General features: G+C 53.0%; 23 protein-coding genes. 21 read left to right on the forward strand and 2 right to left on the reverse strand.

Translation table 11 applies throughout. The annotated features are described in order from the left end of the window. Positions 1–14 precede the first annotated feature (14 nt). The 11 genes from rseP (at position 15) to tilS (ending at position 14,624) form a co-directional block, all read left to right on the forward strand. The gene (rseP, locus tag J4377_RS02790; protein WP_038481192.1) at positions 15–1,373 is read left to right on the forward strand and encodes an RIP metalloprotease RseP; all 1,359 of its coding nucleotides are present in this window, start codon (positions 15–17) and stop codon (positions 1,371–1,373) included. A gap of 100 nt (positions 1,374–1,473) precedes the next feature. After that, a complete protein-coding gene (gene bamA, locus J4377_RS02795; protein WP_370687195.1) occupies positions 1,474–3,825 on the forward strand; it encodes an outer membrane protein assembly factor BamA in 2,352 nt (783 codons plus the stop codon). A 47-nt stretch (positions 3,826–3,872) separates the two neighbouring features. Continuing rightward, complete coding sequence (locus J4377_RS02800; protein ID WP_038481196.1) at positions 3,873–4,379, forward strand: OmpH family outer membrane protein; 507 nt, start codon at positions 3,873–3,875, stop codon at positions 4,377–4,379. A gap of 52 nt (positions 4,380–4,431) precedes the next feature. Continuing rightward, positions 4,432–5,469, forward strand: a complete 1,038-nt coding sequence (gene lpxD, locus J4377_RS02805) for a UDP-3-O-(3-hydroxymyristoyl)glucosamine N-acyltransferase (RefSeq protein WP_038486502.1) — start codon at positions 4,432–4,434, stop codon at positions 5,467–5,469. Between the two features lie 137 nt (positions 5,470–5,606). After that, positions 5,607–6,050 (forward strand): 3-hydroxyacyl-ACP dehydratase FabZ, encoded by a 444-nt coding sequence (gene fabZ / locus J4377_RS02810; protein WP_038481200.1) that lies wholly within the window; start codon positions 5,607–5,609, stop codon positions 6,048–6,050. Continuing rightward, the gene (lpxA, locus tag J4377_RS02815) at positions 6,047–6,814 is read left to right on the forward strand and encodes an acyl-ACP--UDP-N-acetylglucosamine O-acyltransferase (RefSeq protein ID WP_253486567.1); all 768 of its coding nucleotides are present in this window, start codon (positions 6,047–6,049) and stop codon (positions 6,812–6,814) included. Before fabZ ends, lpxA begins: the two co-directional genes overlap by 4 nt. Positions 6,815–6,875: 61 nt before the next feature. After that, positions 6,876–8,075: a lipid-A-disaccharide synthase gene (gene lpxB, locus J4377_RS02820; RefSeq protein ID WP_198348705.1), complete on the forward strand. Its 1,200-nt coding sequence runs from the start codon at positions 6,876–6,878 to the stop codon at positions 8,073–8,075. After that, positions 8,065–8,682, forward strand: a complete 618-nt coding sequence (gene rnhB, locus J4377_RS02825) for a ribonuclease HII (RefSeq protein WP_120385801.1) — start codon at positions 8,065–8,067, stop codon at positions 8,680–8,682. Before lpxB ends, rnhB begins: the two co-directional genes overlap by 11 nt. A gap of 38 nt (positions 8,683–8,720) precedes the next feature. Beyond that, positions 8,721–12,224 (forward strand): DNA polymerase III subunit alpha, encoded by a 3,504-nt coding sequence (dnaE, locus tag J4377_RS02830; protein WP_120385800.1) that lies wholly within the window; start codon positions 8,721–8,723, stop codon positions 12,222–12,224. Positions 12,225–12,397: 173 nt separating this feature from the next. Beyond that, the gene (locus J4377_RS02835; RefSeq protein WP_038486504.1) at positions 12,398–13,354 is read left to right on the forward strand and encodes an acetyl-CoA carboxylase carboxyltransferase subunit alpha; all 957 of its coding nucleotides are present in this window, start codon (positions 12,398–12,400) and stop codon (positions 13,352–13,354) included. Beyond that, the gene (gene tilS, locus J4377_RS02840) at positions 13,335–14,624 is read left to right on the forward strand and encodes a tRNA lysidine(34) synthetase TilS (RefSeq protein WP_253486569.1); all 1,290 of its coding nucleotides are present in this window, start codon (positions 13,335–13,337) and stop codon (positions 14,622–14,624) included. The genes J4377_RS02835 and tilS overlap by 20 nt, the downstream gene beginning before the upstream one ends. On the opposite strand, the gene ppx is transcribed toward tilS, so the two are convergent. Continuing rightward, positions 14,608–16,140, reverse strand: a complete 1,533-nt coding sequence (ppx, locus tag J4377_RS02845; RefSeq protein WP_253486572.1) for an exopolyphosphatase — start codon at positions 16,138–16,140, stop codon at positions 14,608–14,610. The genes tilS and ppx overlap by 17 nt on opposite strands. 466 nt (positions 16,141–16,606) lie before the next feature. Here ppx and rho point away from each other — a divergent pair, with 466 nt between their 5' ends. The 8 genes from rho to J4377_RS02880 all read left to right on the forward strand — a co-directional run bounded on the left by rho (position 16,607) and on the right by J4377_RS02880 (position 23,551). Next, positions 16,607–17,866: a transcription termination factor Rho gene (gene rho / locus J4377_RS02850; RefSeq protein WP_038481222.1), complete on the forward strand. Its 1,260-nt coding sequence runs from the start codon at positions 16,607–16,609 to the stop codon at positions 17,864–17,866. 69 nt (positions 17,867–17,935) lie between these two features. Beyond that, a complete protein-coding gene (gene ubiD, locus J4377_RS02855; RefSeq protein WP_253486580.1) occupies positions 17,936–19,429 on the forward strand; it encodes a 4-hydroxy-3-polyprenylbenzoate decarboxylase in 1,494 nt (497 codons plus the stop codon). Positions 19,430–19,471: 42 nt separating this feature from the next. Further along, entirely contained in the window at positions 19,472–20,251 is a 780-nt protein-coding gene (locus tag J4377_RS02860; RefSeq protein ID WP_231658262.1) for an NAD(P)H-flavin reductase, read from the forward strand. Positions 20,252–20,318: 67 nt separating this feature from the next. Beyond that, complete coding sequence (locus J4377_RS18825; protein ID WP_264177150.1) at positions 20,319–20,447, forward strand: hypothetical protein; 129 nt, start codon at positions 20,319–20,321, stop codon at positions 20,445–20,447. A 376-nt stretch (positions 20,448–20,823) separates the two neighbouring features. Continuing rightward, a complete protein-coding gene (locus J4377_RS02865; protein WP_167457095.1) occupies positions 20,824–21,000 on the forward strand; it encodes a hypothetical protein in 177 nt (58 codons plus the stop codon). A 3-nt stretch (positions 21,001–21,003) separates the two neighbouring features. Next, positions 21,004–22,083, forward strand: coding sequence for a 3-deoxy-7-phosphoheptulonate synthase (locus tag J4377_RS02870; RefSeq protein ID WP_253486588.1), 1,080 nt, complete (start codon positions 21,004–21,006; stop codon positions 22,081–22,083). Between the two features lie 89 nt (positions 22,084–22,172). Then, a complete protein-coding gene (locus J4377_RS02875) occupies positions 22,173–22,685 on the forward strand; it encodes a DUF3087 family protein (RefSeq protein ID WP_253486590.1) in 513 nt (170 codons plus the stop codon). Between the two features lie 125 nt (positions 22,686–22,810). After that, the gene (locus tag J4377_RS02880; protein WP_253486598.1) at positions 22,811–23,551 is read left to right on the forward strand and encodes an MliC family protein; all 741 of its coding nucleotides are present in this window, start codon (positions 22,811–22,813) and stop codon (positions 23,549–23,551) included. Positions 23,552–23,581: 30 nt separating this feature from the next. Here the strand turns inward: J4377_RS02880 and J4377_RS02885 are convergent, their stop codons facing one another. Then, complete coding sequence (locus tag J4377_RS02885) at positions 23,582–24,652, reverse strand: metal-dependent hydrolase (protein WP_253486607.1); 1,071 nt, start codon at positions 24,650–24,652, stop codon at positions 23,582–23,584. A 76-nt stretch (positions 24,653–24,728) separates the two neighbouring features. Here J4377_RS02885 and J4377_RS02890 point away from each other — a divergent pair, with 76 nt between their 5' ends. After that, the gene (locus J4377_RS02890) at positions 24,729–25,178 is read left to right on the forward strand and encodes a DUF411 domain-containing protein (protein ID WP_253486609.1); all 450 of its coding nucleotides are present in this window, start codon (positions 24,729–24,731) and stop codon (positions 25,176–25,178) included. Between the two features lie 18 nt (positions 25,179–25,196). Then, entirely contained in the window at positions 25,197–25,637 is a 441-nt protein-coding gene (gene gloA, locus J4377_RS02895) for a lactoylglutathione lyase (protein ID WP_231658258.1), read from the forward strand. The last annotated feature ends 21 nt before the right edge of the window (positions 25,638–25,658 follow it).

Below are 25,658 nucleotides of genomic sequence, written 5' to 3' on the forward strand. Positions count from 1 at the left end.
TAAAGGAGCGAAGAGTGGGCCTGATTCAGAACATATTAGCGGTGATCGTGGTACTGGGGTTGTTGGTAACCTTTCACGAGTTTGGCCATTTTTGGGTGGCGCGGCGCTGCGGTGTAAAAGTGCTGCGCTTCTCGGTTGGCTTTGGTAAGCCGCTGTGGTCGACCGTTGATCGTCACGGCACAGAGTTTGCGGTGGCGGCCATACCGCTAGGCGGCTATGTGAAAATGCTTGACGAGCGTGAAGCGCCTGTACCTGAAGAGCAATTAGATCAAGCATTTAATCGTAAAAATGTGTGGCAGCGTATCGCTATTGTTGCTGCTGGCCCGATTGCAAATTTTTTACTCGCGATTGTGGCCTATTGGGCACTGTTTGTTGCTGGCACCACAACCGTTGCCCCAGTAGTGGGCGATGTTGCTCCTAACTCTCCTGCGGCAGAGGCAGGGCTTTCTCACGGTGCAGAGATTACCTCTATCCAGGGGGATGCTATGCGCTCCTGGGAAGAGATTAACTTAAAGCTTGTCTCCATGATCGGGTTTAATGGTGACTTGATGCTTGAGGCGCAGCCTGAAGGGGCGAATGCCTCACGGGTTTATCAGCTTCCTGTTGTTGACTACATGGTTCGCCAGGACCCGCCCCAGCCAATGCAGAGTTTGGGTATTACTCCTTGGCGCCCCAACGTACCCGCGGTGCTAGGCCAAGTGATTGATGGCCAGGCGGCTTCACAGTCTGGCCTGCGGGCAGGTGATCGTATTTTGTCACTGGATGGCGAGCCAATTGATGATTGGATGCAGTTTGTCTCGGTTATTCGTGAGAGTGCAGGCCAAACCCTAGTGGTGAGTTACCAGCGTGGTGATGAGCAGGGCAGCCTCTCTTTAACGCCTGGTCGTAATACGCTGGAGAGTGGCGGTGAGGTTGGGTACATTGGTGCCGGAGCGCAGCAGGTAACATGGCCTGAAGAGTTTCAACGTGAAATTCGTTACGGGCCTGTAGCAGCGGTAGGTCAGGCGTTATCACGTACAGGTGAGATGACGCTACTGACGGTAGATGCTATCCGTAAGATGCTGGTGGGGCTTATTTCACCGTCGAACCTTTCGGGGCCGATTACCATCGCGCAGATATCAGGTGACTCTGCTCGTGCGGGGATGGAAGCGTTCGTAGGCTTTCTAGCGTATCTTTCCATCAGCCTTGGCGTGCTTAATCTACTGCCAATACCTGTGCTCGATGGTGGGCATTTACTTTATTATTTTATAGAGGTCGTGCGTGGGCGGCCGGTCTCTGAGCAAACGCAAGCAGTAGGGTTGCGTATTGGGCTTGCCATGGTAGGCACCCTAATGTTAATGGCTCTCTATTTTGATCTGATGCGCCTGTGGTAATGACGCGTGTAGGGCGCTGGATGCCTTGTCATCTGCCTGCACAAATGTATATGGTGCCTATCTGGAATGATGGGCAGACCAACGCGAGCGAACTGACTGCATGAAAATCAAGACCCTTGGAATGGCGGCATTGTTGCTGGTAGGTACCAGCAGTGCCCAAGCACAATCCTTTGATGTTTCCGACATTCGTGTGGAAGGACTGCAGCGGGTATCTGCCGCCTCGGTCTTTAATGCGTTTCCCGTCAATGCCAATGATCGCGTTAGCGAACAGCAGCTTGCTGCTGCTGCGCGAGATTTGTTTGCCACAGGCTTGTTTGAAGATGTTTCCCTCGCGCGAGAGGGGGATGTGTTGGTTATTCAGGTGGTTGAGCGGCCGACCATCGCGCGCTTGAACATCGAAGGGAATCAGCAGATTTCTGATGAGGATCTACGCAACGGCCTACGCGAATCAGGCCTTTCCGAGGGGCAGGTGCTCCAGCTTTCCACATTGGAAGAGATTCAGCGTGAGCTTGAAGGGGTTTATCAAGCTCAGGGACGCTACAGCGCTGGCATCGATGTTGAAGTTGACGAAATTGATGAAGGCCGTGTTCAGGTTAATATCAATGTTAACGAAGGCGAAGTCGCTAAAATCCGACAGATCAATATTGTTGGTAATGAGGCATTCGACGACGAGACGCTGCGCGACGTATTCGAGCTAAATGATCGGCCAGGGCGTGTTTTTGGTTGGTTCTCTAAGGATGATTACTCTCGTGAAGCGCTTGCAGGTGACATTGAGCGACTACGCTCTTTTTACCTGGATCGTGGTTACGTTAATTTTGATGTCACCTCAACGCAGGTATCGATTGGTCCCGAAAAGTCAGAAATTTTCATCACATTAAATATTGATGAAGGCAATCAGTTCCAAGTTGGTGACATTCGTTTTGCAGGTGATCTGCAAATCAGCGAAAACGAAGCGAACGAACTACTGACCATTAGCCGTGGTGATACGTTCTCTCGTGGCGATCTTAATGCGTCTACTGAAGCGCTTCGCCAGCGACTTGGTGCGGAAGGCTTTGCGTTTGCTGAAGTTCAAGGTATCCCTGAAATGGCCGGTGATGGTGAAACGGTTGATTTAGTGATCGCGGTCAACCCTGGTCAGCGAACTTATGTACGTCGCATTGAGTTTTTCGGCAATACCACAACGCAAGACGAAGTATTGCGTCGCGAAATGATCCAGTTAGAAGGTGCACCTGCCTCGACTGAGTCGATTACTCAGTCGCGTCAACGCTTAGAGCGTCTTGGCTTCTTTAGCCAAGTAGAGGTTGATACGCAACCGGTCCCGGGACAGCCTGACTTACTAGACGTAACGTATAACGTTGAAGAGCAGCCGTCTGGCTCAGTTTCTGCCAGTGTCGGCTTTTCACAAAGCGCAGGTGTGATTTACGGCGTTGGTCTGGCGCAAAATAACTTCCTGGGCACCGGGAACCGTGTCAACGTAGGTGCACAACGTAGTGATACGTTTACCAGTGTTAACTTTGCTTTCACGGATCCCTATTGGACACTGGATGGTATTTCGCGCGGTTATAATCTCTTTTATCGGGAAACTGATTACGGCGACTCCGATATTTCGACGTTCTCCACCGATGCTTACGGCGCTGGTATTAACTTCGGTTATCCCATCAGCGAGCTTTCCCGTCTGAACTTCGGCGCCAGTCTTGAAGAAATCACGGTTAAAACCTACAACGACTCTGCCTCAGAAATTATTCGTTACGTCGAAGATCAAGGCGATAATGCACAAAGCCTGAAGCTGACTGCGAGCTGGACACGTAATAACTTGAACCGTGGCATTATGCCAACAGCGGGTAACTATCAGCGTGTATCGCTAGAAACAGGTGTCCCTGGTAGTGATGCGGAGTACTACAAGCTGCGTGCTCGTGCCCAGCAGCTATTCCCGATCAATGATGACCAGACCTGGGCGTTGAAGTTTACCGGTAATCTAGGCTATGCCGACACGCTGGGTAGCAATGATCCTTATCCGTTCTATGAGAACTTCTATGCGGGTGGCTTAGGTTCAGTACGTGGTTTTACTTCAAACACCCTGGGACAGCGTACAACGCCGACTCGAGATGGTGGTCGTGACCGTACGTTGGGTGGCAATATATTGGTAGAAGGGTCGGCAGAAGTGCTCTTCCCAATGCCCTTTGTGGAAGATCAGCGTGCGATTCAACCGTCGCTCTTCCTCGACGCGGGTAATACCTTCTTGAGTTCTTGCTATGATGTGCAGGAAGCAGATGTTGGGCGCCAGCAATGCAGTTCTGGAGTCGACTTGGGTGACTTGCGTTACAGCGTTGGTATCGGCCTTTCGTGGCTAACGCCGGTAGGCCCGTTGACCTTCAGCGTGGCAGAGCCGTTAAGCGATAAAAGCGGTGACGATACTCAGTTCTTCCAGTTCTCGCTGGGCCAAACGTTCTAACATGGTGGGATACGTTGGTACCTACCTAATAAAAAGGAGTTAACACGATGCGTAAACTGACAGCAGCTGTGTGCCTACTTGGTGCAATGACGCTACCCGCCTACGCCGTTGCCGCTGAAGTGGCAGTGCTTGATTGGCGCGCCGCGTTGATGAATACACAGTCGGCTCAGTCATCGTTGAGCCAACTGGAAGGCCAAATCGGTAACCAGCAGCGTGAGGCTCAAGCGTTGGGCGAAGAGCTTCAACGCCTACAAGAGCGTTTACAGCGTGAAGGTGAGACGATGTCTCAGTCTCAGCGAGATCCGCTCATTGCTGAGCTTCAGCAAAAGGGTAGCCGCTTTGAGCAGCTGCGCCGTGAAGTGATCCAAGCGCAGCAAGCATCTGAGCAGCGGTTTCTTGAAGGCGCTGAGCCCAAGCTGGAACAAGCGGTAGAGCAGGTGCTAGAGCGCCACAACATTGATGTTCTGGTAGAACCTCAAGGGGTGTTGCACTCATCAACTGACCTGCCTAATGTGACTAATGAAGTCACACAGATTTTTGATTCGCTAAACTAATTTTAGGACTGTTGGTGCGGGCTAGCCCGCACCCATGTTTCTCTGGGCTTCTATGACGCACGCTCCTCATCACCTTACCCTTGCGGATATTGCACGTCACTTGGACGTCGATTTTGAAGGCGACGCCGAACAGCCGATTCGGGGTCTTGCAACGCTTAAAGAGGCAGCGCCTGATCAAGTCGCATTTCTCGCTAATCGTGCGTATTTAAAAGATCTAGCAACCACAAAAGCAGCGGCGGTGCTGCTTCATCCCGAGCATGGCAAGAATTGCCCTGTTCCGCGCTTAGAGATGGCTAATCCTTACTTAGGTTACGCAAAGCTTTCCCAGCTATTTGATCCGTTACCTGCTCGGGATGTTACAGGTATTCACCCTACAGCTGTTGTAGCGGATGACGCTATGTTGGGCAAAGGTGTTTCTGTTCAAGCACATGCAGTGATTGAGGCAGGCGTTGTGTTAGGTGAGCGTGTAGTTGTTGGTGCTGGCAGTGTGATTGGTGCCGATAGTGTGATTGGCGATGATACTCGGCTACACGCCAACGTTACTGTTTGCCACGGTGTTGTTGTGGGCAAGCGAGTGATTTTGCAAAGCGGCTGTGTGATCGGTGGTGATGGTTTCGGCTTTGCCCATGACGGGGCAGGATGGCACAAAATCGCTCAATTAGGCGGGGTTGTGCTAGGCGATGATGTTGAAGTCGGCAGCTGCTCAAGCATTGACCGTGGCGCGTTGGGAGACACCGTCATTGGCAACGATGTAAAAATCGATAGCCAGGTACAGATTGCGCATAACGTAATCATTGGTGATCACAGTGCACTAGCGGGATGTGTTGGCATTGCTGGCTCCACGACAGTGGGTAAACACTGCATGCTCGGAGGGGGCGTTGGACTGTCCGGACACCTTACTATTTGTGACGGTGTGCAGGTAACGGGGATGAGTCTAGTGACCAATTCGATTCATGAGCCAGGTGTCTACTCTTCGGGTACTGGTGCCATGAGTAATACCCAATGGCGCAAGAATGCGGTGCGATTTAAACAGCTAGATGAAATAGCCAAGCGTTTATCTCGTTTAGAGAAAAGCCATCGCAGCAAGTAGAATTATGCCAGCAATATAGATACAGCTAGCTTGAGGCTGCATAGCAGCAGGTTATAATTCACTGTTTTTTAACCAGCAACTTTGCTGGCGCGTGCCTGATATGATTCAGGCCTTTTGTCATTTTAGAGGTCGTTACGATGGTTATGGATATTAACGAAATTCGCGAATACTTGCCTCATCGCTACCCGTTTTTGCTGGTGGATCGAGTAACGCAATTAACCGTGGGTGAATCCATCGTTGCGTACAAAAATGTCAGTATTAATGAGCCGTTTTTTAATGGCCATTTCCCGCACCATCCCATTATGCCAGGTGTTTTAGTCTTAGAGGCGCTGGCTCAGGTGTGCGGTATTTTAGGGTTTAAAACAGTCAATAAGCTGCCCGCTGACGGCTATGTGTACTATTTAGTAGGAAGCGATAATGTGCGCTTCAAACGCCCTGTTATGCCGGGAGACCAGTTAGTCCTGGAAGCCAATGTCATCCGTGGGAAACGTGGTATTTGGAAGTTCGCCTGCCGTGCCTCGGTTAATGGTGAATTAGCCTGTGAGGCGGAAATTATTTGTGCTGAGAGGAAGGTCGCTTGATACACCCTACTGCACTGGTTGATCCCAAAGCGCAGCTTGCTGACGACGTTGAGGTTGGCCCGTTTAGTGTTATTGGGCCAGGCGTCACGATTGGCGCTGGCTCTGTGATAGGCCCCCACGTGGTTATTAAAGGGCCTACCGTTCTAGGTGAACGTACGCGAATTTTTCAGTTTGCTTCGGTAGGAGAAGACTGCCAAGACAAGAAATACGCGGGCGAGCCAACACGGTTGGTAATGGGGGATGATAACGTTGTCCGTGAAGGCGTTACCCTCCATCGTGGTACCGTGCAGGATCGCGGCGAAACCACTATTGGCTCGCGTAACCTATTTATGGCGTATGTTCATGTCGGTCATGACTGTGTGATTGGCAACGACTGTATCCTAGCTAACCAAGTTACTTTGGCAGGTCATGTGGTTCTCGGCGATCACGCCATTTTGGGTGGCCTAGCGGCTGTTCACCAGTTTTGTCATTTTGGTGAACATGCGATGGCCGGAGGCGGGTCGATTATTACCAAAGACACGCCCGCCTATGTGATGATCAATGGCAACCCTGCTGAAGCGCGAGGCCTTAATCTTGTTGGCTTGAAGCGCCGCGGCTTTAGTCGAGCCGCGATCAATGCATTAAGCAGTGCCTATAAACTGGTATACCGCCAGGGCTTAACTGTCGAGCAGGCGGTTAGCGAAATGCGCAGCCGATTCGACCTGCCCGAAGTCACCACGTTTGCCGACTCTATTGAGCGGTCAACGCGCGGTATCGTCCGCTAACGATATTGATGTCTAGCTGACATCAACGATGGATTCAAATGCCACTACTTCTCCCGTCATCATGACACTTCAGCGCGTCTATATTGTTGCAGGTGAACTCTCCGGCGATATCCTCGGGGCAGGATTGATGCACGAGCTGAAGCTGCGTCACCCCAACATTGAGTTTCGTGGGCTGGGTGGGCCTCGCATGGAAGCGCATGGTCTGACGAGCCGCTTTCCCCTTGAAACATTATCGGTGATGGGTCTTGTTGAAGTCATCAAGCACTTGCCAGAGCTCATTCGCGTGCGCCGCACTCTGCGTGAAGAAGCGCTCGCCTGGCAGCCGGATATTATGATTGGCATTGACGCGCCTGACTTTAATATCGGCCTTGAAAAACAGCTGCGTGCCGCCGGATTAAAGACAGCTCACTATGTCAGCCCTTCGGTATGGGCATGGCGGCAAGGGCGGGTGAAAAAGATCGCCAAGGCGGTTGATGGCATGTTGACGCTACTGCCGTTTGAGGCTGACTTTTACCATCAGCACCAGGTACCGGTCGCCTTTGTTGGTCATCCATTAGCGGATGAATTACCGCTTGAGAATGATCGCCAAGCGGCTCGCCAAACACTCGCATTGCCTGCTCAAGCCCCTGTTCTGGCAATATTGCCTGGTTCCCGGGGTAATGAAATACGCTTTCTTGGTGATACGTTTTTACGCGCTGCTGAGCTGCTCTGCCAGCGTAATGAAGCGCTACATGTGGTCATTCCCGCAGCGACCCACCAGCGTTATCAAGAAATCACCCAGCTCCTGGCAAGCTACCCCACGTTAAGCGAGCGTGTCATGCTCTTGGAAGGGCAGGCTCGCGAGGCGATGGTAGCCAGCGATGCTGTGTTGCTGGCTTCGGGCACCGCCGCGCTAGAAGCCATGCTATGTCATCGGTCAATGCTAGTGGCTTATAAAATGGCACCGACGACCCACTGGCTGGCAAAGCGGTTGGTGAAAACCGAGTGGATTTCACTACCCAATTTGATTGCTCAAGAGGGCGTTGTGCCCGAGCTGATTCAGGACGCTGCCTCACCAGAAACGATCGCTGATCGGCTCGGCGAAATGCTTAATAATGCCCAAGAACGTAACGCCCTGGAGGCACGCTTTGCCGATATGCATCGTGCATTACAGCGCAATGCCAGCCAACGGGCGGCACAAGCAATTTCCGCGATGGTGGCGGGCCAGCCATTGGATAGCAACGAAATAGCTTCCCAAGAAGGGAATCATCATGGCCGTTAAGCCGACTGACTATTCCCCCTTAGTGATCGACTATCGTGGTGACTTCTTAGCGGGCGTTGACGAAGTTGGGCGTGGGCCTCTGATTGGCAGTGTTGTGGCATCGGCGGTGATTCTTGATCCTAGTCGCCCTATTGAGGGGCTGACGGATTCAAAAAAGCTCACCGCTAAGAAGCGCGAAGCGCTGGATGTGCAGATTCGCGAACGTGCGCTAGCGTTTGCTGTGGCCGAGGCCAGTGCTGCTGAGGTTGATCAGCTAAATATCTACCATGCCACTCATCTTGCTATGCGGCGTGCCATTGATGCTTTAATACCCGCGGCTGAATATTTATTGGTAGATGGTAATCGGTTGCCCGGCCACGAGCTTCCTGGGCAAGCGGTGGTAAAAGGTGATGCCCGCCATCCTGCGATCGCCGCTGCGTCAATTTTGGCCAAGGTGGCCAGAGATGCTCAGATGGCTGAGCTTGATCTGCGCTATCCTGATTATGGCTTTGCCCGCCATAAAGGTTATCCAACGAAAGAACATTTAGCGGCATTGTCTGCACACGGGCCGCTTGCCGAACACCGCCGGAGCTTTGCGCCGGTTCAGCGTCAGTTAGCGCTGCTGTAAGCATTTTCTATTTATCTAGCTTTGTTGCTGAGAGTCCCATGACGGTTCCGTTTGTTCATCTACGTTTGCACAGTGAATACTCCCTGGTTGATGGCTTGGTAAAACTCAAGTCACTGGTCAGTACCACCGCTGAGCGCGGGATGCCGGCTCTGGCCTTAACCGATGAAGCTAACTTGTTTGGTTTGGTTAAGTTCTACAAAGCGGCGCAGGGCGCTGGTCTCAAGCCCATCATCGGTAGCGACTTATGGCTGTACAACCCCCATGATGAGGCCCATCCGTATCGCATTACGCTGCTGGCGATGAACGATGTTGGTTACCGCAATCTCACCGAATTGATTTCTAAGGGGTGGACCGATGGCCAGCGCCAAGGGCGAGCCATTCTGGACAAACAGTGGGTGCTAGCGCAAAGCGAAGGACTAATTGCGCTATCAGGCGGACGTGAAGGCGAGATAGGTCGTCACTTGCTGTCTGATCATGAACGCGAAGCTCGGGAGCTGTTGGAAGAGTGGCAGCGCGCCTTTCCAGACCGTTTTTATTTGGAGTTAATCCGTACCGGGCGGCCGCTTGAAGAAGATTGCGTTCACGCGAGTGTGAAGCTGGCGATTGAGTCGAATACCCCAGTGGTAGCGACCAATGACGTGCGCTTTTTAGAGCGGGAGGACTTTTGGGCACACGAAACCCGCGTTGCCATCGGCGAAGGCAAGGCCTTGGATGACCCGCGCCGTGAAAGACGCTACACCGAAGAGCAGTACCTAAAAAGCCCTGAGGAGATGGCAGCACTGTTTGCTGATATTCCTGAGGCGCTTGAGAACAGCGTTATGATCGCCGAGCGGTGTAGCGTTGATGTACGGTTGGGCGAAATTTTCCTACCTGAGTTCGAAATTCCCGAAGGGATGACTCAGGATGAGTTTTTCCGCAAAGTCTCCCATGACGGCCTCACTGAACGGTTAGATTTTCTGTTCCCTGTTGAACAGTACCCCCGCGATAGCGACGCATATCGCGAGATTGATCAACGTTACCGTGACAGGCTTGAGTTTGAGCTGAACGTTATTATCCAAATGGGCTTTCCTGGTTACTTCCTGATCGTGATGGACTTTATCCAGTGGGCCAAGGATAACAACGTGCCAGTCGGCCCAGGGCGTGGTTCCGGTGCGGGCTCATTAGTGGCTTACGCGCAAAAAATTACCGATCTTGACCCCATTGGCTACGATCTGCTGTTCGAACGCTTTCTTAATCCTGAGCGTGTCTCCATGCCCGACTTTGACGTCGATTTTTGCATGGAAAAACGCGACAAAGTGATTGAGTATGTAGCTAACCGCTATGGCCGCAATGCGGTATCTCAGATTGTCACCTTTGGCACCATGGCTGCAAAAGCGGTGGTGCGCGATGTGGCGCGCGCTCAGGGGCGGCCTTACTCCTTAGGCGATAAGCTTTCTAAGCTGATCCCCTTTGAAGTGGGTATGACGCTTGCCAAAGCGATAGAGCAAGAACCGGCACTGAAAGAGTTTATCGGCAATGACGACGAAGCCGAAGAGATCTGGGAAATGGCCCTCAAGCTAGAGGGCACCACCCGGGGTACCGGTAAGCACGCGGGGGGCGTCGTCATTGCGCCCACCAAACTGACCGATTTCTCGCCGCTGCTGTGCGATGAAGATGGCTCTGGCCTGGTGGTGCAGTTCGATAAAAACGACATCGAAGACGCTGGGCTAGTAAAGTTCGACTTTTTGGGCTTGCGGACGCTGACGATTATCGACTGGGCACTGGAAATGGTCGATAAAGTGCGGGGGGTAAACGGTCAAGCGCCACTTAACATCGACGCTATCCCGCTGGACGACAGCAAAACGTTTGAGATGCTTAAACGCGCGGAAACCACCGCCGTTTTCCAGTTGGAATCTCGTGGTATGAAGGAGCTGATTAAGCGCCTGCTGCCAGACTCCCTCGACGATATGATCGCCCTGGTGGCGCTATTCCGCCCAGGCCCGCTGCAGTCCGGCATGGTTGATGACTTTATCAATCGTAAGCACGGCCGTGCCGAAGTCTCTTATCCCCACCCAGATTATCAGCATGACCTGTTAAAGCCGGTACTTAGCCCGACATACGGCATTATTTTGTACCAAGAGCAGGTTATGCAGATTGCTCAGGTAATGGCCGGCTATTCTTTGGGGCAGGCGGACATGCTGCGCCGCGCCATGGGTAAGAAAAAGCCCGAAGAGATGGCCAAGCAGCGTTCAGGCTTTATGGAAGGCTGTGCCGCCAACGGTATCGATAAAGACCTTGCTGGCAATATCTTTGATCTTGTTGAGAAATTCGCCGGTTATGGTTTTAACAAATCGCACTCTGCCGCTTACGCCTTGGTGTCTTATCAAACCGCCTGGTTGAAAGCGCACTATCCTGGCCCGTTTATGGCCGCCGTTATGTCAACGGAAATGGATAACCTGGACAAGGTGGTGCCGCTAATTGAGGAGTGCCGCCACCTCAAGCTTACCGTCACACCGCCGGATGTTAATGTCGGTGGCTACAAGTTCACCGTTGATACGGAAGGGCGCGTGGTTTACGGCCTGGGTGCCATTCGCGGTGTGGGTGAAGGTCCGATTGGTGCGATTGTTGAAGCCCGTAGCACCGATGGTCCATTTAAAGATCTTTTCGATTTTTGTCGCCGCCTTGATCCAAAACGGATGAACAAGCGAACGCTAGAAGCGCTGATTCGCTCTGGCGCACTGGATAATCTTGGCCCTAACCGGGCGGTGCTTTCCGCCGCGATGGAAGACGCCTTGAAAGCGGCTGCTCAAAACCATGCCAACCAAAATCTGGGTATGCTGGATATGTTTGGCGATGCGTTTACAGCGGAAGAGGAAGAAACGGATCCTTATGCTGAGTATCAGAGCGCCCGTGAATGGACAGATCGTGAGCGTCTTTCTGGTGAAAAAGATACGCTGGGTCTCTATCTGACCGGCCATCCCATTGATGAATATGAGCGTGAGCTAAAGCGCTTTGTCTCTACTCGCATTAGTGATTTGAAGGCCTCTCGTGAGCCGCAGCGGGTGGCTGGCTTAGTGGTAGCCATGCGCACCATGAAGTCCAAACGTGGCGATACCATGGCGTTTATCACGCTGGATGATCGCACCGGGCGTATCGAGGCCTCTCTATTTGGCGAGCTATTTGATCAACTGCGAGGCCAAATCGAATCTGACCAAGTGATTATCGTTGAAGGTGAAGTATCCAACGATGACTTCTCCGGCGGTTTGCGCTTGCGGGGTAAAGACGTTACGCCGATGGTGACCGCGCGGATTCGCTATGGCGAAGCAGTGGAATTAGCATTAGATGCTGAACAGATCAACGGGCGTTTAGTCGATAGCCTGCGTGAGAGTCTTACGCCATACCGCGATACCGGCGGGTTGCCGGTACGGCTACAGTATCGCCACTCAGCAGCGGTTGGCTGGCTGGCGCTGGCTGATGAATGGAAAGTAGCTCCCAGCGACGACCTGCTGTTGGCCCTTCGTGATGTGCAGGGGCAGGTTGGCGTTCAGCTACGTTACCGCTAACAAACGCTACAAACGTGCGCGTGCTACCGTCAAATTGAGTGCTAAATGGCGGTGCGGCACGCTAATTGAAAGGGTACTGCCTTGCGTGGCAGGTTCAGGGTGCGATAATGCCCCTCATACATGCCCGTTTCGACAAGGCTTCTTTTTTTATAGGCAGCTTACAGGCAGAGCCGATGAATCCTAACTATCTCGATTTTGAACAGCCCATTGCCGAGCTTCAGGCAAAAATTGAGGAGCTGCGTTTGGTCAGCTCCGATAGCCAGGTTAATCTCTCCGATGAGATATCTCGGCTGGAAGAGAAAAGCCGTAAGTTAACCGAATCGATCTTCAAGGATTTAACGCCCTGGCAGGTTTCCCAGATATCTCGCCATCCGCAGCGCCCTTATACGCTGGATTATCTTGAGCATATTTTTACTGACTTTGATGAGCTTCACGGCGACCGCAACTTTGCCGATGATGCAGCCCTTGTCGGAGGCGTCGCGCGTCTGAATGATCAGCCGGTGATGGTCATTGGGCATCAAAAAGGACGCGATGTTAAAGAGAAAGTACGTCGCAACTTTGGCATGCCGCGCCCAGAAGGCTACCGTAAAGCCTGTCGCCTAATGGAAATGGCCGAACGCTTTAAAATGCCCATCCTAACGTTTATCGATACGCCTGGGGCTTACCCAGGGATCGATGCGGAAGAGCGCGGTCAGTCGGAAGCCATTGCGTATAATTTGGCGGTGATGTCACGCCTGAAAACACCGATTATCTCCACCGTAGTGGGGGAAGGTGGTTCTGGTGGCGCGCTGGCGATTGGTGTGTGCGACGAGCTGCATATGCTGCAGTACTCCACCTATTCGGTTATTTCTCCGGAAGGCTGTGCGTCTATTCTTTGGAAGAGCGCTGAAAAAGCATCTGACGCCGCCCAAGCCATGGGGATCACTGCTGAGCGCCTCAAAGAGCTTGGCTTTGTTGATGAGCTGATTAAAGAGCCGCTAGGTGGTGCTCATCGCCATCCGCTGACAACGGCTGAACGCGTTAAAGAGGCTTTGGCTAATAGTCTGGAGCGTCTGCAAAGCTTTGATAGCGATGCGTTACTGGAGCGCCGCTATAAGCGGTTAATGAGCTATGGCGCCCCAGCCGCCTAAGCCGCTGTTACGTTTACTGAATGACGCCCTGGCGGAGACCCCGCCGGGGCGTACTATTTGGATAGCGCTTTCCGGTGGGCTAGACTCTTCGCTGCTGCTGACGCTGTCCGCTCAGGTTTGCCGGGACGCACGTCGTCCGCTGCGGGCGATTCATATTAACCATGGTCTACAGGCGGCAGCCAGCGCCTTTGAAGCGCATTGTCAAACGCTGTGCGATACGCTTGGTGTATCACTAGTGACGGCAAACGTTGCTGTGGACGCTCAGGGCGAAGGTATAGAGGGGGCGGCGCGGCGAGCGCGTTACCAGGCGTTCATGGCGCATATTCCCGCTGGCGATACGCTATGGCTAGCCCAGCACCAAGATGACCAAGCCGAGACGCTACTGCTGGCCGCGTTGCGCGGCAGTGGTGTGCGTGGCTTGGCGGGCATGCCTTTTCGCCGCGAGTGGCAGGGGCTCACTCTGCTGCGGCCCTGGTTGAGTGTCAGCCGACAGACGTTGGCTGATGCCGCGCATGGATTATCAATCAGTTGGTGCGAAGACCCGACAAACCGAGACATCGCGTTTGATCGTAATCGCTTACGCCATCAAGTGATGCCAGCATTACAGCTACGTTGGCCTGGTGCTGCACGAGCCCTTGCCAATAGCGCCCAGCATGCCGGTGAGGCAGACCAGCTATTGGCGGCCTATGCCGCGGAAGAGCTGGCAACGCTGATGCGCGGAGAGCACTGCATGGATGCTACGCTGCTTAGTCAACGCTCCTTACCTCGCCAGCGGCTGCTGGTGCGTACGCTTTGTAAGCAGCTAGCGCTCCCAACCCCTCCGCAAAAACGCCTCGAAAGCCTGCTAGCGCAGTTAGGCGCAGTGAACGACGCCCAGGTGAAGGTTGTATGGCCAGGGGTAGACGCGCGGATTTGGCAACGCCATCTCTATCTCATGAGGCCGCTTAATCCACTGCCTGAATGGGAAGTCGAGTGGGAGGGTACGCCAGGGCAGCTAACCCCTTTGGGGAGGCTGGAAGTATCGCTGGCGCCGCCGCGCCGCGTAACCTTGCGTTGGCGACGTGGTGGTGAAATAGTTGCGTTAAAAGAGCGCGGACGGCGTGACGTTAAACGCTTGCTCCAAGAGCGGGGAGTGCCGCCCTGGGAGCGTGAGCGTTTGATTGTAGTAATGGAAGGTGAGTTATGCTTGGGCGTTATCCAGCCGCCTGCCGACGTATTGTGGCAGGCTGAAGGCGTTGTTCTTGCCTCTACCTCTACACCGAAAACGTAAAACCAGCCGCTGTCATATAGGCCTGTTCCTGCTCCATATCGGTACTTAACAGTGTCGGTTCGTCGCTGGGTGGTAGCGTCATCAGCAGTGCTTCACCCTCTGCGTTAATCTCTGGTAGCGGCGGGGGATTTTCAGACCGAGAGTGATTAATAAGCACGGCAAGGCGCAGCAGGCGAGCAAGTTTGGCACAGCCTTCCTGGTGAGAGGCGGGCAGCGCCTGCCACTCTTTAGTCGGAAACTTGCGTCGATGGGCGCGCACTAAAAACGCCAGTAGACGCTGCTCAGGGCGTGAAAAGCCAGCCAGGTCGGAATGTTCTAGCAAATAGGCGCCGTGGCGATGGAATTGACTATGAGAAATAGCCAAACCAATTTCATGTACATGGCTTGCCCAGACAAGATAGTGGCCTTGCTCTTTTGTTAATCCCCAGGATTTTTTTACTTTATTGAATAGGCGAAGGGCAGTGTCGGCGACATTCTCTGCCTGCCGAGAATCAACATCATAAATCCGCTTCAATGCATCTAGGCTTTTAGAACGGGTATCTTCCGCGCTATTCCGTCCCGCCATGTCATAAAGCACTCCTTCGCGCAGGGCGCCGTCTGCAAAGCGCATTTGGGAAAGATTAAAGGCTTCAAAAATAGCGTTTAAAATGGCGATACCTGCCGGAAAGACTTTTGCTCGGTCAGGTTTTAGACCATCTAGCTCAACTTTCTCCAGCTGTTTGCATTTTAGTAGGCGTTCACGCAGCTTTTTCAATCCACTACGGGTGATAACACCTTCTTGGGGCGAATCGCCGTAAGCATATAACACGCTCGCGGCAGCCTTTATCGTTCCGCTGGAGCCCACCGGGTCATCCCAGCCAAGGCGTAGGTAGGGACGCTGAATGTTGGCCAGTTCTGACAGGGCAGACAGCTCAGCACGACGCATACGCTTTTCACTAAGTTCGCCATCAGGAAAAAAGCGGCTGCTGAAGGTGACGCAGCCCATGCGTAAGCTCTCAAGTGCTTTGGGCTCGAAGGCTTCGCCAATGATAAATTCCGTCGATCCGCCGCCGATATCAACAATTAAGCGGCGACCAGTTTCGGCTAGCGCGTGGGCGGCACCTAAATAAATAAGCCGGGCCTCTTCGCGGCCAGCAATAATTTCGATGGCGTGGCCAAGCTGCGCTTCGGCACGCTCGATAAACGCTTGGCTGTTATAGGCATCGCGCAACGCATTCGTACCGACAATGCGCAGATTGGCATCCTCAATGTCGTTGAGAAAGGGTGCAAAACGGCCTAGACAGTCCAACGCGCGCTGCATGGCTGCCTCGTTTAAATAGCCGTTCTCGTCTAGCCCAGCGGCTAACTGAACCTTTTCACCCATCCTGGCAACGACTTGAAGGCGCTCGTTTTGATAGTTAGCGACCAGCAGGTGGAAGCTGTTAGAACCCAGGTCGATGGCGGCTAAGCGCTGCGGTTCAGTGTGATCCAGTTCAGCCGACGGCGCGGTGAGAGGGAGTGAAATTTCCTTGGGCATGGGCGTTCCTTCCTAGTGGCTATGCCAAGGTTGCGGTGCCTTATTAGTATTGTCAATTGTCAAACACTTGCGTTTATCGCGGGCCTTGACTACCATCGAACTACTGGCTTGATCCGAGTTAACTTGTTTGCCTATTAAACAGGCGTATTACTCGGGTATTCCGAGCAGTACGTATCCAATGGCATCAGCCAGATGTCCAAGTCGTCAGATAACCCGCTGAAACAGCATTTTCTGTGCCGATCAGATTAACTAGTTTATTAGCACCCTCACGCTAAGCAGTCATTGATGCCGCTACTCCTTTATTGGCATTTGCTTCAAGACTGCCCAGCTTTCAGTATCTGAGTGTGTGCCTAGATGGGGTTCTGAACGCATCACTCGGCGCTTAGCCCTACTATTTAGGCCACGCCTCCTGTCTTATTCCCGGCGCTTGTCGCCCAGCTTTCATGAGCAACTTTCTAACACACCGATGAATCTCACTGAACTCAAGCAAAAAACCGTTCCCGAGCTGCTCGATATCGCCCGCGAGATGGGTATCGACAACTTAGCCCGTTCGCGCAAGCAGGACATCATTTTCGCCATCCTCAAAAAGCATGCTAAAAGTGGAGAGGATATTTATGGCGATGGTGTGCTGGAAATCCTTCAGGATGGCTTCGGCTTCCTGCGTAGCGCTGACAGCTCGTACCTCGCTGGACCGGATGATATCTACGTATCGCCGTCTCAGATCCGTCGTTTCAATCTGCGTAAAGGCGACTCCATTTCCGGCAAAATCCGCCCGCCTAAAGAAGGTGAGCGCTACTTTGCCCTGCTCAAAGTTAGCCAGATCAACTTTGATCGTCCGGAAAATGCCAAGCATAAGATTCTCTTTGAGAACTTAACGCCGCTGTTCCCAGACGACCGGCTGCGCATGGAGATTGGTAATGGCTCTACCGAAGATCTTACCGCGCGCATCATTGACCTGACTGCGCCGATTGGTAAAGGTCAGCGCGGTCTGTTGGTGTCACCGCCTAAAGCGGGTAAGACACTGATGCTACAGAACATCGCGACGTCCATTACGCGCAACAATCCTGAGTGCCATCTGATTGTATTGCTGATCGATGAGCGTCCTGAGGAAGTGACCGAAATGTCACGCACCGTGCGTGGCGAAGTGGTTGCCTCTACCTTCGATGAACCACCCGCCCGCCACGTGCAGGTTGCAGAAATGGTTATCGAAAAAGCCAAGCGTCTAGTAGAGCACAAGAAGGACGTGGTGATTCTGCTTGACTCCATCACTCGTCTAGCACGTGCCTACAACACCGTAGTGCCCAGCTCCGGCAAAGTGCTAACCGGTGGTGTGGACGCTCACGCTCTTGAGAAGCCAAAACGTTTCTTCGGTGCCGCGCGTAATATCGAAGAGGGCGGTAGCCTGACGATTATTGCCACTGCGCTGGTCGATACTGGTTCGAAAATGGACGAAGTTATTTTCGAAGAGTTCAAGGGCACCGGCAACATGGAAGCGCACCTTGACCGCAAGCTGGCTGAGAAACGCGTGTTCCCCGCGATCAATATCCGTCGCAGCGGTACTCGGCGTGAAGACCTATTGGCGTCTGAAGATGAAATGCAGCGCATGTGGATTCTTCGCAAGCTGCTCAACCCGATGGAAGACACGGCTGCTACAGAGTTCCTGATTGATCGTCTGAAGGATACCAAGACGAATCTGGAGTTCTTTGAAGCAATGAAGCGCCGCTAGGCGCTGCATTACGGCCAAGCACTAGCGATAAACGTCTGACAGCCGGAGAAGTGCCTTGAGGAGAGTGCCTTGAAGTACCACGACTTGCGCGATTTTATTGCGGCACTTGAAGCGCAGGGTGAACTTAAGCGAATTAAAGCCGAAGTTGATCCTTATCTGGAAATTACCGAAATTTGCGACCGAACATTGCGTGCTGGCGGCCCCGCGCTGTTGTTCGAGAATGTGAAGGGTCATGACATGCCGCTGCTGGGCAACCTTTTTGGTACGCCTAAACGGGTTGCGCTGGGCATGGGGCAGGATTCGGTAGAGGCGCTGCGCGAAGTGGGTAAACTACTGGCGTTTCTAAAAGAGCCCGATCCGCCCAAAGGGCTAAAAGACGCCTGGGACAAGCTGCCGATTTTCAAGCAAGTGCTAAGTATGGGGCCAAAAATCGTTAAGCGGGCCCCGGTACAAGAGCTATCGTTTGAAGGCGATGAGGTTGACTTAGATCGTTTGCCGATCCAGCACTGCTGGCCTGGCGATGCGGCGCCGCTAGTGACTTGGCCATTAGTGATTACCAAAGGCCCGCATAAAAAGCGTCAAAACCTCGGTATTTACCGCCAACAGAAAATTGCTAAAAACCGCCTGATTATGCGTTGGCTCTCCCATCGAGGCGGTGCGCTGGATTTCCTTGAGTTTCAAAAAGCGCATCCCGGTGAGCCATTTCCTGTGGCGGTGGCGCTGGGGGCAGACCCTGCAACGATTTTAGGCGCCGTCACACCGGTACCCGACTCTCTCTCCGAGTATGCATTCGCTGGGCTTCTTCGCGGTTCACGCACAGAGCTTGTTAGGTGCGGCCATGCTGATCTGGAAGTGCCTGCATCTGCAGAAATCATGCTTGAAGGGTTTATTTATCCCGACGATATGGCAGCGGAAGGGCCATTTGGCGATCACACCGGTTATTACAACGAAGTCGATCACTTCCCCGTTTTTACCGTCACGCGGATGACGATGCGGCGGGACGCGATATACCACTCCACGTATACCGGCCGCCCCCCCGATGAGCCAGCTATTCTAGGCGTCGCGCTTAACGAGGTATTTGTCCCGATCCTGTGTAAGCAGTTCCCGGAGATTGTTGACTTCTACCTGCCGCCGGAAGGGTGCTCCTATCGGATGGCCGTCGTGACCATGAAGAAGCAGTACCCAGGTCACGCCAAGCGCGTCATGATGGGGGTTTGGAGCTTTCTGCGTCAGTTTATGTACACCAAGTTTGTCATTGTACTGGATGACGACGTCGACGCGCGTAACTGGGAAGACGTGATGTGGGCAATTACCACGCGTATGGACCCAGCACGGGATACCGTGATGGTGGAAAATACTCCCATTGATTACCTCGACTTTGCGTCTCCGGTGTCCGGGTTGGGGTCTAAAATGGGGCTCGACGCCACCAATAAATGGCCAGGAGAAACGGATCGAGAGTGGGGGATACCCATCGTGATGGACGATTCGATAAAGACCCGCGTTGACGAGCGTTGGGACGAGCTGGGCATTGATATCCCGTTACCCACACCTCGCCACGGCTAACCCAGTGGCGCAGGTCGGACGATTCTTCATAAAGAGGCTTTCATGAGCGCAAGCACGTCAACTTGCAAGACGTTAACCTGCCAGGTAACCGCCGTTGAGGATTTAAATCCCGACGTCTTTGGGGTGACTCTGGAAGGGCGGCCAGAAGCCATGCAGCATGCGCCTGGTCAGTATTTAGAGCTGAAACTAGACGATAACACCTGGGTGCCGTTTTCAATTGCCAGCGCTGAACGTGGCGATGGCATTATCGAATTGCATATTCAACACTGGCCTGAACGGGACAACTCAGCTCGTCTGAGAGAGTTGTTGCAGGTGGCCAACCAGTTGACCGTACGATTACCCAGTGGTGACTGTGTGCTGGACGCCGAAAGCGAGCGCCCGCTACTGCTGATCGCGGCAGGCACCGGTTTTGCACAGATGAAAGCCATTGTAGAAGCAGCGTTACGGCAGCAGCCCGCTAGGCCTATTTCGCTATGGTGGGCAAACCGCGAGCACCGCGATCTGTATGCCGAAGACTTGGCCTGCGAATGGGCACAAGAGTATGCCAATGTTGCTTTTCAAGCCGTAACAGAGTTTCCGCTTACCGAGCCGCTGGCGGTTGGTGAACGCATATCACACCATCAAGGACGCGTTGACCTAGTGCTGGAAAGTGCCCTTGAGAGCGAACTTGCAAGGGCTCAGTTGACGCCCAGCGATTGTGATATCTTCCTATCAGGCTCGCCGGGGATGGTTTACGCCTGTGTTGATGTGTTCGAGCGAAAAAACATCAGTAGTGAGAGAATGTTCTCGGATGTATTTGCCTACGCTCCTCGCCCTCACTAAAATGATCGGCCGATAACTGACGCACGGCATGTGCCGATAACCGATACCGATAAAAAAGGAGGCTTTCATGGCCCACCATGACGACAACTTCAAAGATGAATCAGGTTTACTTTCTATTGTGCTCGGCGTTGTGGTTCTGGTCAGCATGAGTGCACTGCCCGCAACGATTGGTTGGATACAAGCATTTGGCGGCTGATGGTTGCCATTTTGTTTCTATGCAGGCAGGATTAAACACTCAGATGTCATCGTTTTCGATGAGCAACGTGAATTAGAATCCTAAATTAGGATGTAGCCATGCACACAGCACAATGCATTTGCCACACACAAGCAAGGCCGGTATCGGCGGCGAGTGCTTGGGCGTGCGTTGCTGCATTCTTTTATGCTGCCTATTGGTTTAGCCACGGTGTGCCCCTGGCCGACCAGTAGCGTCGCGCCATCAGGCACACCGACTAGGTTGCCTGCCGCATGCAAAGAAGCCTCGGTTGGTAGCCCAACCGAGGCTTCTTTTGTTTTAACTGTTTATTTAGCTTAACTAGTCAGGTTTCACAGACATTTCATCAAGGAGCTGCATCATGATGTACCGCGCAAACTCTCTCGCTAATCTGCTCGCCAATATTGCCAACTATATCGGTTATGGCTATGGCTGGCGATTTAGCGACGCGCGGTCGGTGCAAGCTGCCACCTCCGACCGTGCAAGCCAGGGTGGCAAGTTGTTGTTATCACGATGTCACACGCTTCCGGAGAGTTAAGTTATGAATGCCCATGTCAGCCCTGCTTGCACAACCTTGTCAAACCTAGCGTCATTAACGAATGGCCCCTCAAGCTCATCGCAGCCATTGCCTTTGCCGGCAGAGCTACGCCGCAGTGTCGCTATCAATAGCCAACTAGGTGAGCAAATTGCCCATCAGCGCCAAGCGGTTCAGCGCATCCTGAATGGTCTAGATAAGCGCTTATTAGTGGTTGTCGGCCCCTGTTCCGTCCACGATCCAGAGGCAGCGTTAGAGTATGCCGATCGGTTGGCTGCGCTAAGCGAAGAAGTTAGCGAGCAACTATTACCGGTAATGCGTGTTTACGTAGAAAAGCCGCGTACCACCGTTGGTTGGAAAGGTTTGGCATACGACCCTGGGCTAGATGGCAGTGGTGATATGTCAAAAGGCATCACCCTCTCTCGTGAGCTTATGCACGCGGTTGCCTCGCGTGGCTTACCGGTGGCCACAGAGCTTTTACAGCCAATGCTAGCCCCCTACTTAGATGATCTGCTGAGCTGGGTCGCCATTGGTGCTCGTACCACTGAGTCGCAGTTACACCGAGAGCTGGCAAGTGATCTTGCGGCAGCAGTGGGGTTCAAAAATGCGACGAGCGGCGACGTTCAGGTTGCCATTGATGCTATGCAGGCAGCGGCTCATTCCCACCAGCGTTTCGCCATGGATAATGAAGGGCGCCCGATCATGCAGGAAACGGCTGGTAACCCCAATACGCATGTGGTGTTACGAGGTGGTCATGGCGAGCCAAACTATCAGGCGCATCATGTGCGAGCAGCGGTGAATACCCTACGAGAGGCTGGGCAGAACCCTCGCTTAATGGTGGACTGCAGTCACGCCAATGCGCGCAAAGATCACCGACGCCAAAGCGAAGTGCTGCTCGACGTGTTGGCACAGCGCAAGGCAGGCGATGCAAACTTGGTGGCGCTAATGCTCGAAAGCCACCTGTTCGAAGGTAAGCAAGCGCTGTCGCCTAACGCGATGCGCTACGGCGTATCGGTGACTGATGCCTGCGTGAGTTGGGAAACCACGGAACGATTGCTAAAAACCGCTGCTGAGCGAATGAGTTAACCCAGTCATCTTCCAGCAGTTGGATAATCTCTTGTTTGCCCTGGCCAGCCCCGTATCATAAGAGACTACTTTTTATGATGAGGTTGGCCATGGTTTTCACCCTTGAGCAGCATAATCCCAGTAGTTACCAGCGCAAGGCACGAATGATCAGTATTGCCATGGCAGGGCAATTAATTGTCTTCGGGTTACTGTTCTCAATGCTTTTAACTTCCGCTTTTGGCAGCACCTTATGGCTCAATGGGCTGGGGGTCTTCCTTGGTTTGTTGGCCACCAGCGTATTGTTTGCGGTGCTCAAAGATCGCCCATGGATGGCTGAAATGCGCTACGTATGGCAGCTCAAAAACCACCTTTCTCAGATTAGTGGCTACCTGCAACCACTGCGCCGCGGCGTGGAGGAAGATAATCGTATAGCGTTGGATATTGTGACGTTTTACCATCAAGGCATGACGCAGCTCGCGGAACTTAACGGTCGTACTACCGATGATGATTCTGAACGCCTAGCTGAAAAAATGCAGATAAAGTTAAAGCGTGAAGAGCTGGGGCTGCCAGCCCAGGTTGACAGTTTTGACCCGCAGGACCTGAAAGCATTTAAGCGTCGCTAGCAGAGCGACGCCGAACGTTAACTAGACGCCATTGACGGTGCCTATGATGATAAAAGGCATAACATCGATAGCGGTAATGATAGCGGTAACGGTAACAACAGTGATGACAACAGGGAGCAGAATGCATGATTTACTCATCTAATCGGTTAACCGGTTTGATTGCGCTAACGGCCACGGTGGCATTGGCAGGCTGTGCAAATACTGGGACAACGCCTGCTAATTCTGCTGCTGGAGTGTCCAAAACAACCGTACACAGCAGTGCACCGCTACTGCCTGCTACGCTATTTCCAGGCAGCGCGGCCCATTTTGACGCTTGGGAGTGCCAGCCCGCAAACCAGAACTTGGTCACCGCGGTGAACGACGATAACCTGCGCCTTTGGTCACTACATGGTGCCTGGCGTTTACCGGAAGCGATTGTGGCAAGCGGTGCGCGCTATCAAGATGGTGAGATCAGCTTCTGGAATCGTGGCGATCAAGCGCAGGTTGAAACACCGCGTGGTCAGTTGCAATGCCAACAGGGACAGCGTCGAGTCGCAGCAACCCGCGCGGATCATCCTGGCGTGATGTTTCTAGGGCGTGGCAATGAGCCGGGCTGGTCGATTGAGCTTGCTCATGACGCGCCGGTGATGACCTGGACAACGAACTACGGCAGCGAGACGCAAACGATGCCCTATATGGTAAGCGTCATGGACAATGAGGCGGGCAGAGTGGTGATTGAAAATGCCAACGCAGAGGAGTTTTTCCGCGTACGCATTGAGTCGGGAGCCTGTTTTGATGACATGAAAGGCCAGCCGTATCCCGCTCGAGTCACATTGACCATCGGCGGGGAACAGTACAAAGGCTGTGGTCAGGGCATCGCTCCCTAGTTGGCACGGTCTTTTGAATCCATTGGTGTGTCAGCAACGGTAAAGGAAAGGCTCGGCACGCCATTGTGCTTCAATAAAGTCGCTGGCACACAGTGCGGTGTTATCACCGATAGCCCTGGCAGCGAGCCTTGAAAGTATTTCCAGTCTGGGCTCTTGGGAGGTTTCTAGTTGCTCGCTTATGTCGGCAGGGTGCCAAGAACCATCTCTCCACGTTGCCAGGGTAAAACTGAACGGATGAAAGCCTGGAAAGCCAAGGCGAATATCGGTGGCGATTAGCGTTTCCTGACCATCGATCAACAGCGTGTCATAGCGTAGAAAGGGGCCAGTAAACCATGTCAACCGTTGGCCATGTGGGCTGGCTAGCACGCTCTCCTCAAGTGCGACGTTGCGCTTTATAGGTTCAAGCGCTGGTGCGTCCTGATTATCAAATACGCTGATCAAACTCTCAAAATAGCGATCTCCATCAATAACCGTCGCGCGCCACAGTGCAATATTAAACGGCGTCGGTTGAATTAATATCGGCGCTGCCTGTAAACCAGCGTCCGCTAGTGCTGGGGTTAAGCGTTGTTCAACGCTCCATTTCGCGCCTGCCGCCAGCAGCAAATATATACTGGAGATCGCTAAGCCAACTGTACAAGCTCTGCGCACTTTTTTGGCGGCAATGGCGATGGTTAACGCAACCAGCAGTGGTAGAGTGTAAAAAGGATCGATAATAAACACGATAGGCCACGCTATGGGTGGCATATCCAATGGCCAGAACAGCTGAGTGCCGTAAGTAGTAAATGAATCAAGTACCGGGTGGGTTGTCAGACAGAGAACGAAAAAACACCACCATCTCCCCAGGCTGATATCACGAGCAGGTATGAAACGCTGGCACAGCAGCGCCAATATCGTGGCTAAGCCAGTCAGCACAAATAGGGAGTGACTAAAACCGCGGTGCTCAGTCACATTAGCCACTGCATCGCCATAATCAAGCATCACGTCTAGATCGGGCAGCGTGCCGAGCAGCGCACCCATCAATATGGCTTTGCGACCCAGTCGTTTACCTAATATTGCACCACCTATGGCGGCCCCAAGGGCTGCTTGTGTGACTGAATCCACGTAGGTCTCCTTGGGGTGGCCCCGTATTCCAAGTAAGCTAGGTATTATTGTACATGTCGGTGAAGAGGGTTTTTAAATGTCACGAAATCGTCTAGTTAAAGGTCTGGTGGGCAGTCTTCTTGCTGCCTATTCGCTAAGCGCTCTGGCAGCGCCTACGATTGATGTGCACAGCGATCCTAACTGTGGCTGCTGTAGTGCATGGGTAAGCCATCTTGAAGAAGCCGGGTTTGCTGTAAACCATCACCGTGACGGCGACCTTCGGTCAGTCAAAGTAGCTAATAACGTTCCTTCAGAACTAGCATCTTGCCACACAGCCATCGTTGATGGTTACGTGATAGAAGGCCATGTACCCGCCGCAGATATTAAGCGACTGCTAGAAGAACAGCCAAACGTTATCGGGTTGACTGTGCCAGGTATGCCGCATGGTTCTCCGGGCATGGAAACCGGCCGAGTTGATGATTACGCTGTTCTCAGCTGGACCCGCAACGACAGCACCCCTGCTATCTTTAGCGAATATACCCAGTAATGATGGAGGGAGAGTGACATGCAGTTTTTGCACACTATGGTAAGGGTAAGCGACTTAGATGCATCGTTGAATTTTTACTGCGATCTTTTAGGGTTGAAAGAAGTGCGTCGCAAAGAAAATGAAAAGGGCCGTTTTACGCTGGTCTTTCTCGCCGCGCCGGAAGATGAAGCGCGCTCAGAACGCTTAGCGGCACCAGAGCTTGAGCTAACCTATAACTGGGATCCAGAAGAGCTCACCGGCGGGCGCAACTTCGGGCATTTGGCCTATCGCGTTGACGATATTTACGCGCTATGCAAAAAGCTTCAAGATAACGGCGTTACCATTAACCGCCCACCGCGGGATGGGCATATGGCGTTCGTGAAGTCGCCCGACGGTATTTCTGTCGAGCTACTGCAAAAAGGCGATGCGTTGCCCTCTCAGGAGCCATGGGCGTCAATGGAAAACAGCGGAAGCTGGTAATTTGTCAATAAGGAGCATGAG

Origin of the sequence: Halomonas sp. XH26 (assembly GCF_024138895.1) — a bacterium.
Classification (GTDB): Bacteria; Pseudomonadota; Gammaproteobacteria; order Pseudomonadales; family Halomonadaceae; genus Vreelandella; species Vreelandella alkaliphila.